Annotated in this window: 17 protein-coding genes; 3 read left to right on the forward strand and 14 right to left on the reverse strand. The window is 61.8% G+C overall.

Annotation, left to right across the window (positions count from 1 at the left end):
* Positions 1–165: 165 nt before the first annotated feature.
* From ACS3QZ_RS02120 to ACS3QZ_RS02165, 10 genes are all read right to left on the reverse strand, one after another.
* Positions 166–1,437, reverse strand: a complete 1,272-nt coding sequence (locus ACS3QZ_RS02120) for a TAXI family TRAP transporter solute-binding subunit (protein WP_456036352.1) — start codon at positions 1,435–1,437, stop codon at positions 166–168.
* Between the two features lie 152 nt (positions 1,438–1,589).
* Positions 1,590–2,144 carry a CvpA family protein gene (locus tag ACS3QZ_RS02125; RefSeq protein ID WP_456036353.1) on the reverse strand — a complete coding sequence of 185 codons (555 nt, stop codon included), beginning with the start codon at positions 2,142–2,144 and terminating at the stop codon, positions 1,590–1,592.
* Positions 2,145–2,188: 44 nt separating this feature from the next.
* Positions 2,189–3,556, reverse strand: coding sequence for a DNA repair protein RadA (radA, locus tag ACS3QZ_RS02130; RefSeq protein ID WP_456036354.1), 1,368 nt, complete (start codon positions 3,554–3,556; stop codon positions 2,189–2,191).
* Positions 3,557–3,573: 17 nt separating this feature from the next.
* Positions 3,574–4,002 (reverse strand): paraquat-inducible protein A, encoded by a 429-nt coding sequence (locus ACS3QZ_RS02135; protein WP_456036355.1) that lies wholly within the window; start codon positions 4,000–4,002, stop codon positions 3,574–3,576.
* Between the two features lie 401 nt (positions 4,003–4,403).
* Positions 4,404–4,727 (reverse strand): hypothetical protein, encoded by a 324-nt coding sequence (locus tag ACS3QZ_RS02140; RefSeq protein ID WP_456036356.1) that lies wholly within the window; start codon positions 4,725–4,727, stop codon positions 4,404–4,406.
* A gap of 57 nt (positions 4,728–4,784) precedes the next feature.
* Positions 4,785–5,531: an ABC transporter ATP-binding protein gene (locus tag ACS3QZ_RS02145; protein ID WP_456036357.1), complete on the reverse strand. Its 747-nt coding sequence runs from the start codon at positions 5,529–5,531 to the stop codon at positions 4,785–4,787.
* Positions 5,528–6,310 (reverse strand): MlaE family ABC transporter permease, encoded by a 783-nt coding sequence (locus ACS3QZ_RS02150; RefSeq protein ID WP_456036358.1) that lies wholly within the window; start codon positions 6,308–6,310, stop codon positions 5,528–5,530. Before ACS3QZ_RS02150 ends, ACS3QZ_RS02145 begins: the two co-directional genes overlap by 4 nt.
* Positions 6,310–7,347, reverse strand: coding sequence for an alanine racemase (gene alr / locus ACS3QZ_RS02155; RefSeq protein WP_456036359.1), 1,038 nt, complete (start codon positions 7,345–7,347; stop codon positions 6,310–6,312). The genes ACS3QZ_RS02150 and alr overlap by 1 nt, the downstream gene beginning before the upstream one ends.
* Positions 7,348–7,408: 61 nt before the next feature.
* On the reverse strand, positions 7,409–7,894 hold the full coding sequence (locus tag ACS3QZ_RS02160; RefSeq protein ID WP_456036360.1) for a GNAT family N-acetyltransferase: 486 nt from the start codon (positions 7,892–7,894) through the stop codon (positions 7,409–7,411).
* Between the two features lie 38 nt (positions 7,895–7,932).
* The gene (locus ACS3QZ_RS02165; protein WP_456036361.1) at positions 7,933–8,361 is read right to left on the reverse strand and encodes a nuclear transport factor 2 family protein; all 429 of its coding nucleotides are present in this window, start codon (positions 8,359–8,361) and stop codon (positions 7,933–7,935) included.
* 262 nt (positions 8,362–8,623) lie between these two features.
* On the opposite strand from ACS3QZ_RS02165, the gene ACS3QZ_RS02170 reads away from it, so the two are divergent.
* Positions 8,624–9,511: a hypothetical protein gene (locus ACS3QZ_RS02170; RefSeq protein WP_456036362.1), complete on the forward strand. Its 888-nt coding sequence runs from the start codon at positions 8,624–8,626 to the stop codon at positions 9,509–9,511.
* A gap of 82 nt (positions 9,512–9,593) precedes the next feature.
* Here the strand turns inward: ACS3QZ_RS02170 and ACS3QZ_RS02175 are convergent, their stop codons facing one another.
* The 4 genes from ACS3QZ_RS02175 to ACS3QZ_RS02190 form a co-directional block, all read right to left on the reverse strand.
* Positions 9,594–11,081, reverse strand: a complete 1,488-nt coding sequence (locus ACS3QZ_RS02175; protein WP_456036363.1) for a replicative DNA helicase — start codon at positions 11,079–11,081, stop codon at positions 9,594–9,596.
* 198 nt (positions 11,082–11,279) lie between these two features.
* Positions 11,280–11,960, reverse strand: a complete 681-nt coding sequence (locus ACS3QZ_RS02180; protein WP_456036364.1) for an orotate phosphoribosyltransferase — start codon at positions 11,958–11,960, stop codon at positions 11,280–11,282.
* A gap of 75 nt (positions 11,961–12,035) precedes the next feature.
* A complete protein-coding gene (gene pyrC / locus ACS3QZ_RS02185; RefSeq protein ID WP_456036365.1) occupies positions 12,036–13,076 on the reverse strand; it encodes a dihydroorotase in 1,041 nt (346 codons plus the stop codon).
* A gap of 41 nt (positions 13,077–13,117) precedes the next feature.
* Complete coding sequence (locus ACS3QZ_RS02190; protein WP_456036366.1) at positions 13,118–14,062, reverse strand: phosphoadenosine phosphosulfate reductase; 945 nt, start codon at positions 14,060–14,062, stop codon at positions 13,118–13,120.
* A gap of 185 nt (positions 14,063–14,247) precedes the next feature.
* Here ACS3QZ_RS02190 and ACS3QZ_RS02195 point away from each other — a divergent pair, with 185 nt between their 5' ends.
* Both ACS3QZ_RS02195 and ACS3QZ_RS02200 read left to right on the forward strand, forming a co-directional pair.
* Positions 14,248–15,156: an AAA family ATPase gene (locus ACS3QZ_RS02195; protein WP_456036367.1), complete on the forward strand. Its 909-nt coding sequence runs from the start codon at positions 14,248–14,250 to the stop codon at positions 15,154–15,156.
* Between the two features lie 87 nt (positions 15,157–15,243).
* The gene (locus tag ACS3QZ_RS02200; RefSeq protein WP_456039297.1) at positions 15,244–16,503 is read left to right on the forward strand and encodes a vWA domain-containing protein; all 1,260 of its coding nucleotides are present in this window, start codon (positions 15,244–15,246) and stop codon (positions 16,501–16,503) included.
* Positions 16,504–16,532 lie beyond the last annotated feature (29 nt).

A 16,532-nucleotide genomic window follows, 5' to 3' on the forward strand; every position in this document is an offset into this window, starting at 1 on the left:
GGACAAGGCGAGTGGCTCCGAATCCGATTTGGCAGGCTTGCGCCCCTCTTAAGGGGTCGGGGGCAGTATGTCACGAAAGGATCACAAAAGTCTTGGCCCCGCGCGTGTGTGCCGCAGATAGGGGGCGGGGCGCGATGCATCAAGGGGCGGGTGGTCTCTGCCTGATCACGTTTCAGGATGTTCGCGGGCGTATTTGTCCTCGATGCGTTTGCGAACGAGGTCGATATGCATCCGGGCGTGATAGGCGGCGGGGCGATAGGCGGCGGGCAGGCGCAGGCTGGCGATCCGGCTGTCCATGTCTTCGAGCTGCTGATCCATGGTCTGCAGCGTGCCGGCGTCCTGTTTCACGGTCAGTTCATCTTCGATCTGGCGGATATGCGGATAGTGCTGCCAGACCCGCCACCCCATGAAATAGGCGTAGATTGCCGGGAACACGCGCAGCAAGGGAACCAGGATAAGCAATATGGGAAGGGTCAGGAGCAGCAGGCGATTGAGCTGGGCGGCCATCCAGTAGGGCAGCCATTGATGCCAGGTCGACGGGCCCTCCTGAATCAGTTGGCGGGCAACCGTGTTGACCGTCATTCCGGTGCCTTCGACAGAGGGGAAGGTGTTGCGCCCGGTGATGATATCGCGCGCCGAGTGCAGTTCCTTGGCCGCCATGGTCAGCCGGTTGATGAGTGCGGGATGCAGGTTGGGGGTCATGATCAGGCGGGCCTCGAGTGCGAGCACCTGTTGCGCGGCGCGCGGCACCACCGGCAGGAGCGATATGGCGCCGCTCGGGATGGTGGCCACGGTAGCATATTCGAGACGCCGCGAGATGGTTTCGACATAGTCGATCGACAAAAAGGCGATATTGTCCGAGGCATAGGCACGGGCAAGGTAAGGCGCATCAATCGTGGTCACGAAGACGGCCATGTCCACCTCACCCGTTTGCAGCGCCTCAAGCGCGGCATCATACGAGAGGTAAGCGTTGGCGTTGCTGTCGGGGGCGATGCCCGCGGCGGCCTGGAAATCCTGGAAAGCGACATGCGTGCCCGATCCGATCTGGCCGCTGGTGATCCGCATGCCGCGCCAGAGGGCCGGGTTTGTCGGAATGTTGCGCTTGGTCTGTACGAGGAACAGCATGGGTTCATAGAAGACGCCTGCAATGGCTTCGGCGGCGTGTTCTTCTATTTCGACGCCCCCCTGAAGCAGGGCCACGTCGGCTTCTCCGCCAGAGAGCAGCGCGGCGTTGTCGACCGAACCGTTGGTGTAGAGGATTTCGAGTTCGATTCCGTCGCGTGCGAGGATGTCACGATAGCGTTCGGCCACTTGGGCATAGGCGCCTCCCTTGGGGCCAGCAGCGAAGGTAAGCGTGTTGGGAGGAAGCAGGACGATCAGGATAACGGCAGGGACCAGAAACGCCGTGAAAAGAAGGGCTGCAATCCAAAGCCGCATTGTTCAAGCCTGTTTGTTCAAGTTGAGGAACGCTAGCTTGCAGGGCGCAGGTGAACAAGCGAAAGCAGCCGGAAGCCGGTGGGACGCTCTTTGCGATGCAAAAAGGCCCGCGTGAACACCGCGGGCCTTCAGGAATTGGGAGTCTGGCGTGCTTATTTCTCGCACATACCGACCAGTTGTTCGTACTGAGTGGTGATCCAACCAAGCGCCTGTTCGGGATCGCGATCCTCGATCTGTTGTGTCATGCGTGAGAACACCTGAGCCGAGCGGCTGTCATCGACCATGGCGATGCTTTGCGAGGTGATCACGGTTTCATAGACAAAGAACGCAATCGCCACGAGCAGAATGCCGCGCAGAACTCCGAAGATGAAGCCCATGCCCTGATCCAGACCACCCAGTGCCGAGCGCTGGACGAGCGTGGAAAAGAGTGGTGTGAACAGCGACACGACCACGAGAGACAGGGCAAAGACCACGGCAAAGCTGGCGATGATCGACAGCTCGCAGCTATCCGAGAGATAATCGCCGACAACCGGGATTTCCTTGACCAGCGGTTGCACCTGCGGCGCGAACATGAAGGCAAGGATGGCCGCAGCCACCCATCCTGCAATGGCCATGGCTTCGCGTACGAGGCCGCGGCTATAGGCCAGCAGCGCAGAGATGATGATGACGCCTGCGACGACGCCGTCGATGATGGTGAAACCGTCCATGTATTCCCGTTCCCTCTGGGCCGTTTTTCGTGACGGAGGGCAGGTTAACCCGCTCCGAATGTTTCGCCCACAAAGCTGGCCAGATCCGTGATCCGGTTCAGCTTGATGCCATCCACGGTCAGGGATTTGCCGCCTTTCGGAGCAATGGCTGATGAAAAACCAAGTTTTTGGGCTTCTTTCAACCTGTTTTCTGTCTGACCGACCGCGCGAAGGGCGCCGGAGAGGCTAATTTCGCCAAAAACCACCGTATCTGCGGGCAGGGCGGCGTCTTCCCGCGCAGAGAGCAAAGCGGCGGCGACGGCGAGATCGGCGGCGGGTTCGGAGATTTTCATGCCGCCTGCGACGTTCAGATAGACATCAAGTCCGGCGAAAGGGATGCCGCAGCGCGCTTCGAGTACGGCGAGAATCATCGCCAGACGTCCGCCATCCCACCCGACAACCGTGCGGCGCGGCTGAGAATGGGGCGAGGGGGCGACCAGCGCCTGAAGCTCGATCAGCACGGGACGGGTGCCTTCGATCCCGGCAAAGACCACGCTGCCCGGCGTGGGCTGGCCACGATCCGACAGGAACAGGGCCGAGGGGTTGGTAACTTCGGCGAGCCCCTTGCCGGTCATCTCGAAGACGCCGATTTCATCGGCAGGGCCAAAGCGGTTTTTAACGGCGCGCAGAACGCGGAACTGGTGGCCGCGTTCGCCCTCGAAATAGAGCACCGTGTCGACCATGTGTTCGACGACGCGGGGGCCTGCGATCTGGCCTTCTTTGGTGACGTGGCCGACGAGGATGACGGCCATGCCCTTGCGCTTGGCAAAGGCGGTGAGTTCGTGGGCGGCGGCGCGGACCTGTGACACGGAACCAGGGGCGGAACCGATGCTGTCCGACCACATGGTCTGGATTGAATCGATGATGGCAAGCTGCGGGCGTTCTTCGTCCAGCGTGGTGAGGATGTCGCGCAGGTTGGTTTCGGCGGCGAGCTGTACCGGCGACTGGGTGAGGCCCAGACGTTGCGCGCGCATGCGCACCTGTGCGCTGGCCTCCTCGCCGGAAACATAGATTGTTTTCAAACCCATACGGGCAAATCTTGCAGCGGCCTGCAGGAGCAGGGTGGACTTGCCGATACCCGGATCACCGCCGACGAGAATGGCGCTGGCCGGGACCAGACCACCGCCAAGAACGCGGTCAAGTTCAGCCACGCCAGAGACCGTGCGGGGGGGCGGGGTTTCCTCGGTCCGCAGATCGGTCAGTTCGATGCGCCGACCCCGCGCCGTGCCAAGGGTGGCGGCGGAGGGACCGGAGGAGAGCGGGGCCTCTTCGACAATGGAATTCCATTCGCCGCAGGCTTCGCAGCGCCCGGCCCATTTGGTGGTGACATTGCCGCAGGCGGTGCAGGTGAACTGGGTTTTTGACTTGGCCATGTTCTTGTTTTGGACCACTACCGCTTGCGCGTCAAATGGCTAATCGCGATCGAGGCCAGAACGCAGCCGGTGAAGAGGTAGAGGCCCCAGCCGGTTTCGACGGTAACCCGGCCCGCGCCTTTGACGATCACCACGTAAAGCGCGATCAGGAAGACGTCGGCCATGGCGAGTTTTCCAAGGAATTCCAGTACGGTAAGGGTTTTGCGGCGCAGGTAGCCGAATTGGATCAGGGCGACGCCGATCACCTTCATGTAGGGCGCGAAGATGGCGAGGAAGGTGACGAGCAGAGCAAGTACCGGGTCGCTGTCCCAGAGCGATTGCAGGCCGGAGATGATCGAGATTTCCGAGAGGCCAAAGATCGGCAGGAACCCGGCGCGCAGGAGCGGGGCGAACCACGCGATGGGGAACAGGATCAGCAGGGCGAGGTTGGCAAGGCGCAGGGTCATGTTGTGTCAGCTAGGGGGTTTTGGGGGAGTGCGCAACGGGGAGCGTGCGGTGGGATGGGGCGAATCAGGTTTAAGATGCTGATTTTGTGGGAAATTGGGGCGCGGTATTGCGTCGGTATCACGTCGGTATTGCGTCGGTATGGATTTCGCGGATCGCGTTTTGGGGGGGGTGTTAAGGGAGAGTGCGCAGGGGTTTGTTGTGGATTGGCCGGGTGGCGCCCGACCGCGGGTGGGCGTTCCAACGATTTTGGCTGGGTGGTTTATGGTGCCGAGTACTTTTGACGGTGGTGCGGAGTGGAGGTGTTGCAAAAGCGCCCGCCCATGGGGCGGTCGGGCGCTGCCCGGCGGCGTGCAAAAGCATGCCTCGATTCCGGGCTTTGCTTCGCGGCCACAGATGAGGATCACTGGCTGGGGATCGAGCTCAACATCATGGCAAAGATCCCCGTCGCACTCAGAACTCCGAGACTCACGAAAAATGGGCGTTTCATCCTTCTTGTCAAAAAGTAATGAAAGCCGACGCCAATAATCGCTGTCGCGATTTGAGGGGGAAATTGTGAAAGGTCCGATTGAGGTGCTTTCACGACCAACAGCGCGACATGGACAATGAACCCGGCAATCGCGCCAAGTACCATAGGAACCCAAACGGGTCTCCAATTCTGCGCAACTGAACCACTGGGATTGGTTTTGAAACCTTCGCGCAAAAAGCTCCAAACCAAGAAGATCATGGTCGCGGTCGCGTAGGCTTGGGGGAGGACTGGGAGCATTTCGAGAGGTCTTTCGCCTTAGCGCACCGCCTCGATCGGCCCGTCTGCACTGCCTGAAATGAACTGGGTCAGGTAGGGGTCGCCGGAAGTGTCCATCTCGCCTACCGGGCCGGTCCATTGGATCACGCCGTCATGCAGCATGGCGACATTGTCGGCAATCGCGCGCACGGAGGTCATGTCGTGGGTGATGGTCATGGCGGTGGCGCCCATTTCCACGACGATCTCGCGGATCAGGTCGTTGATGACGCCGGACATGATCGGATCAAGCCCGGTGGTGGGCTCGTCAAAGAAGATGATCTCGGGCTCGGCGGCGATGGCGCGGGCGAGGCCGACACGTTTCTGCATGCCGCCCGAAAGCTCGGACGGGAAGAGATCGGCGACGTCCGGAGTGAGGCCGACGCGGCGCAGCTTCTCGATGGCGATCTCGCGCGCCTCGTGTTTTGGGCGTTTCAGGGAACCGCGCAGGAGGCGGAAGGCGACGTTTTGCCAGACGGTGAGCGAGTCAAACAGCGCGCCGCCCTGAAACAGCATGCCAAAGCGGGCGAGAAAGGCGTCGCGGTCGCCCATGGTGGCGTCTTTGCCATCGACCATGATGGTACCCGCATCCGGCGTGATCAGTCCGAGAACGCATTTCAGCGCCACGGATTTGCCGGTGCCGGAGCCGCCGATGATCACCATGGACGTGCCCTTGGGGATATCGAGGTTAACCCCGCGCAGCACCTTCTTGGGGCCGAAGGATTTATGGACGTCCTGAAAGGTGATCATGAGGCAAAGAACAGAGATGTGAGCAGGAAATTGGCGGCAAGGATCAGCACGGCGGCGGCCTGAACCGAGCTTTTGGTGGCCTGTCCGACGCCTTGCGCGCCGCGGCCCGAGTTCATGCCGAAATAGCAGCCCATCACGGCGGCGATGCCGCCAAAGGCAGAGCCCTTGATCAGCGAAGAGATCACGTCGGAAGCTTCAAGGAAATCGGCGGTGTTGCGGATGTAATTGGCCGGGTTGAAGCCGAGCTGTCCGGTGGAGACCAGAAAGCCGCCGTAGATGCCGATGATATCGCCGATCCCGACCAGCACGGGCACGACCAGAAGGGCTGCCAGCACGCGCGGGGCAGTGAGGTATTTCATCGGGTGGGTCGAGAGCGTGGTCAGCGCGTCGATCTGTTCGGTGACCTTCATCGTGGCGATCTCGGCCGCGATGGACGAGGTCACGCGGGCGGCCACCATGAGGCCGACGAGCACAGGCCCCAACTCGCGCACCATGCCGATGGCGACGATCTGGGGCACAACGGCTTCGGCTGAAAAGCGTGAGGAGCCGTCATAGATCTGCAGGGCCAGCGCGCCGCCGGTGAAGATCGCGGTCATGCCCACGACAGGCAGCGACAGCCAGCCGATATGCAAAAGCGCATTGAGAAACTCGCGCCCATAGAAGGGCGGGCGGAAGATATGGGTGATGGCGCCGATCACGAAGAGCGTGACGTTGCCCAACATTGCGAGGAGCGCCAGCGTGCGCCGCCCTATGGCGGCGAGGGGATGGAGCAGGAGCATCAGCCGCCCCGGTAGCGGCGGGCATAGCGATGCCCGAGCGAGGTGAGGATTTCGTAGCCGATAGTGCCGGCGGCCTCGGCCACGGTGTCGACCGACTGGTGTTGCCCGAGCAGTTCGACATGGGTTGGGGTTTCGTCAAGGTCGGTGACATCGACAGCGATCAGGTCCATCGAGATGCGGCCGATCACCTTGCAGCGGGCCTCGCCTGCGAAGACGGAAATCTCGGGGCCCATGGCGCGGAGGATGCCGTCGGCATAGCCCGCCGAAATGGTGGCGACGCGGCTGGGGCGTTCGGCGATCCATGTGTTTGAGTAGCCGACGGTTTCGCCAATCGCGACATCGCGGATTTGAATGACCGGGATCGAGAGGCCCGCCACCGGGGTGGCCTCGACAAAGGGCATGCCGCCGTAAAGGCCGACGCCGGCGCGGGTGAGGTCGAAATGATAGTCCGACCCAAGGAGTATACCGCCCGTGGCCGCGAGGGAGCGCGGCACGTTCAGCCCGTCTGTCATCTCGCGGAAGGCGGCGAGTTGGCGCGGGTTCATCGGGTGTTCGGGTTCATCGGCGCAGGCCAGATGCGACATGATCAGCGTCGGGTTGCGCTCGATCACGAGGTCGCGCACGGCGGCCCATTCCGCCGGTTCAAGGCCAAGCCGGTTCATGCCGGTATCAAGCTGGATGCCAAACGGATGGGCGGGCAGCGCCTCGACATGGCGCACGATCTGGTCAACGGAGTTGAGCATGGGGGTCAGGCCCATGTCGGAGATCATGTCGGTGTCGCCTGACATGTGCCCGGAAAAGACGTTGATCTCGGGATCGGGGCCGATGGCCTGACGCAGGGCGGCCCCTTCTTCGGCGACGGCGACAAAGAACTTGCGCACGCCGATTTTCATCAGGGTGCGCGCCACGCGGTCGGCCCCCAGACCATAGCCGTTCGCCTTGACCACGGCGGCGGTTTCGCACGCGGTTTCGGCATCCAGCGCCCGCCAGTTGGAAATGAGCGCGTCGAGGTCAATATTCAGAGTTGCTGTTGCCATGGGTGCGTTTGTTGTCGGGTGAGGCGCGGAGGTCAAGCGGAAAGCCACGGACGCGCAGGGATCACAGCTGCATGGACATCTCGTGCCACGTTTTGCCGCCATGGTTTGAGGCCGAGGGGCGGTCATAGGCATAGCCGAACCTCTCGTAGAGCGGAACGTGGTGTTCCTTGCAGATGAGATGGATCGTCTCTTTGCCCATCGCCTGCATCCGGGCGATGAACTCGACCATGAGGGCGCGCGACAGGCCCGTTCCCTGATGTGCAGGGTCAACAACAACCGACAGGATAACCACGTTCGGAGCGTCTGGGTCATGGCCGATCAGTTCCTTGAACGCGTCGTCGGACATTTCGACGTCACGGGCGCAGCCAGAATTGATGAACCCCACCACGTTGCCGTCGATCTCCAGCACAAGGAACCCTTGGGGATAGTTGGCAATCCGCTTGGAAATGCGTTCAAGTGAGGCGGCCTCGGGGCCGCCATAGGCGGCGGTTTCAAGCGCGAAACAGCGGTTTGCGTCGGAAAGGCGGGCGGGTCTGAGTGTCTGCATGAGACGACGCTAGCCTGATCGTGGCCGGATCGCCAGTCTCAGGGCATGTAGGCGTTGGAGTGCCACCAGATACGAACCTCGCGGGCCAGTCCGTCGGGGGCAAATTCTGCCAGAAGCGTGCCGTCCAGAGTCAGACGCGGCAGGGGATCGCCGGGTTTGCGATCGGGCAGGCCGGTGCCGGTGGATTTGGCCCAGATCTCGAAAAGCTCTTCGGAGGCGACCTGGTAATCCACGTGCCAATGGCCGATGCCGCCGGTTTCGGTTTCCGCCAGCACCTTGACCGACATGCGGATGTCTTCCTGAAGCAGGATGCGGTTCCAGTATTCGATCAGCTCGGCGCGCCCCGTCTGCACCTGGAAAGGCGTGTTGTGATAGCGCCCGTCGGGTGTGAACAGATTGGTAAAGCCTTCGGGGTCGCGGTTGGTCCAGACGCGGTGATAGGCGGCCATGAAATCGTGAATTGTCAAAACGTTCCCCTCTTTCCTGGGCGCAGGGTCGGGGCAAAAAGAGGCGGGGTCAAGACAGACGTGATCCCGCCCGCCATCAGTGGGGCCGATCACCGTAGGCGTGTATCGGAAACGGAGTGTTTCCGTTGGGCGAGCGCATTTGCGGCAAAATTACGGCGAATTTGTGTTAAACACGGGCGTGTTCATGAGGATATGCCGGTGGGGGCGCTGGGTGGCGGGAAGGAGACTTCATCGCCTGTAGTCATCTTGAAAGGGGGATGTCATGCCCGAGAAGATTTTTACATATGAGGCCGAAGGGCTGACATACTCTGTTGTTATTTATGAAGAAAATGGTGAGTTTTTTGCCGATATCACGGTTGAAGAAGGTGGCATGGACGTCAATGCCATCTATTTCGGCGACGATGATTTCTCGGGTAAGAGCGAAAGTCTGAGCGGGCCGCTCAATATGAACGGCGCGCGGCTGGACGGCGAGAAGGTCCAGTGGGATTCGGCCGCCAAGCTGAGCGATCCGGGGCTTGGCCCGGAGGGAACCGACAAGGAAACCTATGTTGGGGAAGGCGATACGCTGACGGTTCAGCTTGATATCACGAGCCTTGACGATATCGATGTCTTTGGCATCCGCGCCACGTCGACGACGACGCCGGAAGGGTCGATCAAGGCCGTTTCCGATGAGCCGGAGGAGCCGGAAGAGCCCGAAGAGCCGCTGATCGAGAAAGTCTTTTTCGAGACCACTGTCGAGGGCGGACCGATCAATGGTGTGTATGTCGTGGATGAAGAGCGCGAAGGCTATGGTCACGCGCTGGGCGAGGATGTGGAGCCGACTTTCGAGAACTACCTTGCGTATTTCGAAGAGAACATCGCCGACGAGGACTACAATATCGGTACGCTGACCAACATCACCTTCTATGAGTTCGGTGAGCAGGGCTGGCCGGTTGAACTGTTCAATATCGAGGCGCCCGAGGGCGGGTTCCAGAGCGCGGATGAGGTACTGGAAGCGTATTATGCGGCGCTGGAAGACGGTGCGCTGGAAGGTTATGGCGGCGACAGCGGGTTGGAGTTGATGGCTGCGCTAAGCATCGACGATGGCGGCGAGGAAGATGACCCCGTTGTCGAAGATGACGACGAAGACCTTGAGGTCGAACTGATCTGAGGTCGCAGAAAAAGAGAGGGCCGCGCCTTTCCTTGTCCCCTTGGGGCGGGAAATGCGCGGCCCTTGTGCATTTGGGCGCCTTTTAGAAGTCGCCTTCGCTGCCTTGCTGCCAGGGTTTGACGAGGTTGCCAAAGCGGGTGAAACGGCCTTCGAAGCTGAGCTCGACCGTGCCGATGGGGCCGTGGCGTTGTTTGCCGACGATGACCTCGGCCTTGCCGTGCAGACGTTCCATGCGGTCCTGCCAGACGGCCATTTCCTCGAGCTTTTCGTCGGACGGTTTTTCCCGTTCGACATAGTATTCTTCACGGAACACGAACATCACAACATCGGCGTCCTGTTCGATCGAACCGGATTCACGCAGGTCTGAAAGCTGTGGGCGTTTGTCGTCGCGGCTTTCCACGGTCCGGCTGAGCTGCGAGAGCGCAATGACTGGGATGTTGAGTTCCTTGGCGATGGCCTTCATGCCCATCGAGATTTCGCCGATCTCCTGAACCCGGTTCTCGGCCGTGCCGCGGCAGAGCTGCAGGTAGTCGATGATCAGCAAGTCCAGCCCGTGGGTCCGCTTGAGGCGGCGGGCGCGGGCCGCAAGCTGTGCGATGGGCAGGGCGGGCGTGTCGTCGATATAGAGCGGGCAAGCTTCGAGCGCCTTGGCGGCATCGACGAAGCGGCGGAATTCCTGCTCCGTCATGTCGCCGCGCCGGATCTGCTCGGACGGCACTTCGGCGGCCTCTGAGAGAATCCGCGCGGCAAGCTGTTCGGCGCTCATTTCGAGCGAGTAGAAGCCGACAACGCCGCCCTCGATGGCACCTTCGGAGCCGTCAGGCTTGGTGCCTTTCTTGTAGGCCTTGGCGACGTTGAAGGCGATGTTGGTGGCCAGCGAGGTTTTCCCCATCGAGGGGCGCCCGGCGAGAATCAGGAGGTCCGACGGGTGCAACCCGCCGAGTTTCTTGTCCATGTCGATCAGGCCGGTGGAGATGCCCGCAAGCCCGCCTTCGCGCTGGTAGGCGGCGTTGGCGGTGTTCACGGCCTCGGTGACCGCTTTTAGGAAGGAGACGAAGCCGCGTTCGGTCTGGCCCTGCTCGGACAGCTTGTAGAGCGCCTGTTCGGCCTCGACGATCTGTTCCTTGGGTTCCAGTTGCACGTCGACCTTCTTGGCCTTGGTGGCGATGTTGTTGCCAAGGCCAATGAGTTCACGGCGGATCGCCATGTCATAGATCATCTGGGCGTAATCGCGCGCGGCAAAGGCCGAGATCGCCGCCCCGGCGAGGCGGGCGAGATAGGCGGGACCACCGAGTTCCTTCAGGCCCTCGTCGTCTTCGAGAAACGCCTTGAGCGTCACCGGCGAGGCGAGGTTGTTCTTGGCGATGCGGGCGGCGGCCACTTCATAGATGCGGGCATGCACCGGATCGTAGAAATGGGAGGAGTCGATGATCGACGCCACCCGGTCAAAGATGTCGTTGTTGGTCAGGATGGCGCCGAGAAGCTGTTGTTCAGCCTCAATCGAATGCGGCATCGGATCGGTATCGGCTGCCTCGGTTCCGGTCGCATTGATGGTTGCGATCTCGTTCATGTCTGTCCCCATTTCCCCGTGTGACGGGGTTCTAGACCAGAGGCCGGGCTGTCCGCAAATTGTATGTTTATGTGGATGGGCTGTGGATAACCTGTCTCTACCTTATCTTGGCAGGTTCTAGGGCCCAGGGTCAACATATAGCGCAAAACGCCCGCCGGATGGGCGGGCGCATGCCAAGATTTTCTTGTCGAACAGCGGTCAGCCCTTCATGCGGGCCTCTTGCCACGCGCGCGGGTCGCGCAGGAAGGATTCGACTTCCGTAAGGGTTTCTTCGGAAAAGGCACCCTGGGCTTTGGCTTCGGCCAGCACGTCCCACCAGGTACAGAGGTGGTGCAGCGTGACCCCGTGGTCCCCGAGCGTCTTGGTCGTCTCGGGGAAGATGTCGTAGTAGAAGATCACCGCCGTGTGACCGCAGGTGGCACCGGTGTCACGGATCGCGTCCACGAAGGAGAGTTTCGAGCCACCGTCTGTGGTGAGGTCCTCGACCAGCAGCACGCGTTCGCCTTCGCGCATTGCGCCTTCGATGCGGGCATTCCTGCCATAACCCTTGGGCTTCTTGCGCACATAGGTCATCGGCAGGGCCATGCGTTCGGCCACCAGCGCGGCAAAGGGGATGCCGGCAGTTTCGCCGCCCGCGATATTGTCGAAGGCTTCAAAGCCCGCGTTGCGCATGACGGTGACGGTGAGGAAATCCATCAGGGTCGCGCGGATACGCGGGAAGGAGATCAGCTTGCGGCAGTCGATATAGCTTGGCGAGGGCAGGCCGGAGGCGAGCGTGTAGGGCTCGTCCGTGTTGAAGTTCACCGCGCCGATTTCAAGCAGCATCCGGGCGGTGAGGCGAGCGATTTCCTCTTGCGAGGGATAGGAGGTGGGGATCATCGGATTATCCTTGGAGTTTGCGCCGGGGGCGGGGTCGGGATGCCTCCGGCGGGAGTATTTCTGGCAAAATGAAGATCAGGTCACGCTCCAGTAGACCGGGAAGCCGGGATCGAAGACGGTGACGGTGTGGTCACCTGCGTCGATCTTGGCGGGGAAGGTCGTGGGGGCGTCGGATTTGGTGAGAGTGATCGTGTCACTGTTGACCGGAAGTCCGTAGAAGGCGGGACCGTGGCGCGAGATGAAGCCTTCGAGCTTGTCCAATGCCCCGGCTGTTTCGAAGGTCTGGGCAAGGATGGGCAGGGCGTTGGGCGCGGTGAAGCACCCGGCCGAACAGCATTCGGCCTCTTTCGCGTGGGTCGGGTGGGGAGCGCTGTCGGTGCCGAGGAAAAACCGTTCATCGCCGGAAATGGCGGCGGTCAGCAGCGCCTCGCGGTGTTCGCCACGTTTCAGGATCGGCAGGCAGTAATAATGTGGGCGCATGCCGCCCACGAGCATGTCATTGCGATCAAGGATCAGGTGCTGAACGGTGATCGTTGCGCCCAGATCCGCGTCATTGGCCAACACATAGTCGGCGCCGTTTTTGGTGGTGATGTGTTCCATCACCACGCGCAGACCCGGTGTGGCCTTGCGGATCGGGTCGAGCACGCGGTCGATGAACACGGCTTCGCGGTCGAAGATGTCGATGTCGCGGTCGGTGACTTCGCCATGAACGCAGAGCGGCAGGCCGATCTCGGCCATTTTCTCGAGAACGGCGCGCACCTTGGTGAAATCCGAGACCCCGGAGGCTGAATTGGTGGTGGCGCCCGCCGGATAGAGTTTCACCGCCTTGACCAGACCGCTGGCATGGGCGGCAGCGACGTCTGCGGGATCGGTGTCCTCGGTGAGGTAGAGCGTCATCAGCGGTTCGAAGGCCATACCGTTGGGCAGGGCGGTCAGGATGCGGTCGCGATAGGCGGCGGCCTGTGCGCCGGTGACGACGGGGGGCACGAGGTTGGGCATGATGATCGCACGGGCGAAATGGCGCGCGGTTTCGGGCAGAACGGCAGCGAGCATCGCGCCATCGCGCAGGTGCAGATGCCAGTCATCGGGGCGGGCAAGGATCAGGCTTTGGGTCATGGGGGCCGCTTACACAAAACCCGCGAGGCAATCCAGTGGATTCAGCTTGCCAGGCGGCCCTTGTCGGCGGCCTGCACCAGCATGTTGAGCTTGCGCATGAAGCGCGGCTCTTTCAGGCGGCGGGCAACATTGGCGCAGAGCAGCGCCTTGATGAAGGGGCGTTTCTGACGCTCGATCTCGTGCAGGAGCGCGTTGAGATAGGGGCGGTGATTGCGCCGTGCGCGGTAGAGACGGTGAAAGGCGTGGGGCGTGAGCTTGCCCGCGCCAGCCTTGGCTAGGATGCGGAACAGGATCTGCATTTCGAGAAGGTCGGCTTCGATGTCGTCGCCAAGAAAGGGGGTCGTCAGACGTGTCACGTTTTCGCGTGCGAAGAGGGCCGCATGCATGGCGTCGAGATCCTGGCGCGGATCGTGGATCACAAAGGCATCTTCGGCGGCGTCGAGCATGTCCGGGGCATAGCCGTAGCGATCCGTGAAACAGAGGCGGCGCGCCTCGGGAAAGCGGCGGTCCCAGCCGGTAAGGTCCGGGTCCAGCGTGGCCTGCGGTTGGAGCGCAACCACGGTGGAACCGGGTGCGGCGGCGGAAAAGGCGGCGGCGGCATAGCCGCAGGACCCGGCACCATAGACCACGATCCGGTCGAAATCCTCGAAGAACCCATCATCGGACAGGCGGTCAAAATAGGCATAGACCGCCGGATCGCGGAACCAGGTGTCCCCGTCCGACAGAAGGCAGAGATGCGACCACCCCAATTCGCGCACCAGTTCCCAGCCAAGGGGCTGGCCGGTATCGCCGCGGTCCTGGATGCTTTGCATGGTTTCGAAGGTGATCAAAAGGACCGGCTTGTCCTCGATCAGCGTGGCGCAGTGTTTCGCGCCGAGCGGTTGAAAATACCCGTGCTCCTCGGCGATCTCTTCCAGCTTGGCCAGCCACGCCTTGCGCTTGAGCCCCAGCATGGGGGCATCAAAGCCATTTGGGGAATCCTGCATCTGCTCAATCCTCGAAACCGACCACATCATACCGACGCTTTTTGCGCTCTTGAACGGAGAAATACACGCCATTTGCGGCAAAAATTGGGAAGGTCGCCCCAATCTACAACTTTTGTCGCGTGTCGGAGCGGTTGACGGGGTGGGCGGGGCTCGTGCAGCCTGACGCGGGGCAAAGGAGGGGTGCCATGCAGGATCTCGAGAGTATCGACGCGGTTCAGGAGATGCTGGGCGGGCAGGGCTATGTCTGCGGGCGGGCGCTGGCGACGGTTGTGTTCCTGTCGCTGCGGCTGGGACGGCCGATTTTCCTTGAGGGCGAGGCCGGGGTCGGCAAGACCGAAATCGCCAAGGCGATTGCCGCGGGGTTGGGGCGCAGGTTGATCCGGTTGCAGTGTTACGAGGGGCTGGATGCGTCGAGCGCGGTCTACGAGTGGAACTTCGCGGCACAGATGGTGGCCATTCGCACGGCCGAGGCGGGCGGCAATGCCGATCGCGAGGTGCTGCAACGGGAGTTGTTTGGCCCGGATTACCTTGTCGAACGCCCGCTTTTGCAGGCCATGCGGCCCGATCCGGCCGGTGCGCCCGTGTTGCTCATCGATGAGCTGGATCGCACGGATGAGCCGTTTGAGGCGTTTTTGCTCGAGGCGCTCAGTGATTTTCAGGTCACGATCCCCGAGATCGGGACCATTGTGGCCCCTGAGCCGCCCATCGTGATTGTCACCTCGAACCGCACCCGCGAAGTGCATGATGCGCTGAAGCGGCGTTGTCTTTACCATTGGGTCGATTATCCCGATTTCACGCGCGAACTGGAAATCCTTGCCAAACGCGCCCCGGAAGCCTCCGAAGCGCTGAGCCGGGAAGTGGTGGCATTTGTCCAGCGGTTGCGCACCGAGGATCTGTTCAAGAAACCCGGCGTGGCGGAAACGATCGACTGGGCGAAATGCCTGCTGGCGCTGGATGTGCTGGAATTGTCGCCGCAGGTCATTGCCGACACGCTGGGCGCGGTGCTGAAATACCAGGATGATATCGCCAAGCTGCAAGGTTCCGAGGCAAAGCGCCTTCTGGACGAGGCGCGCGCGGCCTTGGAGCCGGCCTGATGCTTTCTTTTTCCGGAAATACCCCGGGGGTGAAGTTCGAAAATGCGGGCATTTTCGAACGAGGGGGCTGGCCCCCCACTGTGTGCCATGCCTGAATACGCGCCGCTGGAGATCCCCGAAAACCCCAAGCTGACCCACAATATCACGTGGTTTGCCCGGGCGTTGCGCAAGGCGGGGTTGCCGATTGGCCCCGGTCGGGTGATCGACGCGATCCGTGCGGTCGAGGCGGCAGGGTTCTCTGAAAAACGGGATTTCTACTGGACGTTGCATGCCTGTTTCGTGTCCCGACCCGAGCATCGCACGGTGTTTGCGCAGGTCTTTCGCCTTTATTGGCGCGATCCGCGGTTCATGGAACACATGATGGCGATGATGCTGCCCGCGGTGCGCGGTGTGCAGGAAGAGCGGGGCGGGCAGGCCGGAGAAAAACGCGCCGCCGAGGCGTTGCTCGACGGGGCGCAGACGGATGTGCCGAACATGGAGTTCGAGGAGGAAGGCACAGAGATCGAGGTGGATGCCTCGTTGACCATGTCGACCGAAGAACGCCTGCGTACGCTCGATTTCGAACAGATGAGCACCGAAGAAGTGGCAGCGGCGAAACGGATGCTGGCGCGGATGTCGTTGCCGGTCCAGCCCATTGCGTCGCGCCGGGGCAAGCCTGATCCGTTGGGTGCGCGTGCCGATTGGCGGCGCACGCTGCGCCTAGCCATGCGGCAGGGGGGGGAGGTGCAGATGCTGGCCCGTAAGAGCCCGCGTATCCGCTGGCCCAACCTCGTTGTACTTTGCGATATTTCAGGCTCAATGAGCCAGTACAGCCGGATGGTTTTGCATTTTCTCCATGCGGTCGCCAATCACAAGGGGGCAGGCTGGGCCAAGGTGCACGGGTTCACTTTTGGCACGCGGCTGACCAATATCACCCGCCATCTGGCGACCCGCGACGTGGATTCCGCACTGGCTGCGGCGGGGGCTGAGGCGCAGGACTGGGAAGGCGGCACGCGGATTGGCGATTGCCTGCATGACTTCAACCGCGACTGGTCGCGCCGGGTGATGGGGCAGGGCGCGGTGGTGCTGCTGATCACGGACGGGCTTGACCGGGGGGACCCGGAGGCGCTGGCGCATGAGGTGATGCGGCTGCAACTGAGTGCGCGGCGGCTGATCTGGCTCAATCCGTTGCTGCGCTGGGACGGGTTCGCGCCCAAAGCCCAAGGCATTCGCGCCATGCTGCCGCATGTTGACAGTTTTCGCGCGGGGCATTCGATCGCCACGCTCGAAGAGCTTGCAGAGGCCATTTCACGTCCTGACGATCTGGGTGAAAAAGCCCGCCTGATGGCCGCCTTGGGTGCCCCCTGAGCTGGTTTGATCCAGATCAAGACATTCGA

The sequence above is a fragment of the Shimia sp. W99 genome (assembly GCF_053851455.3).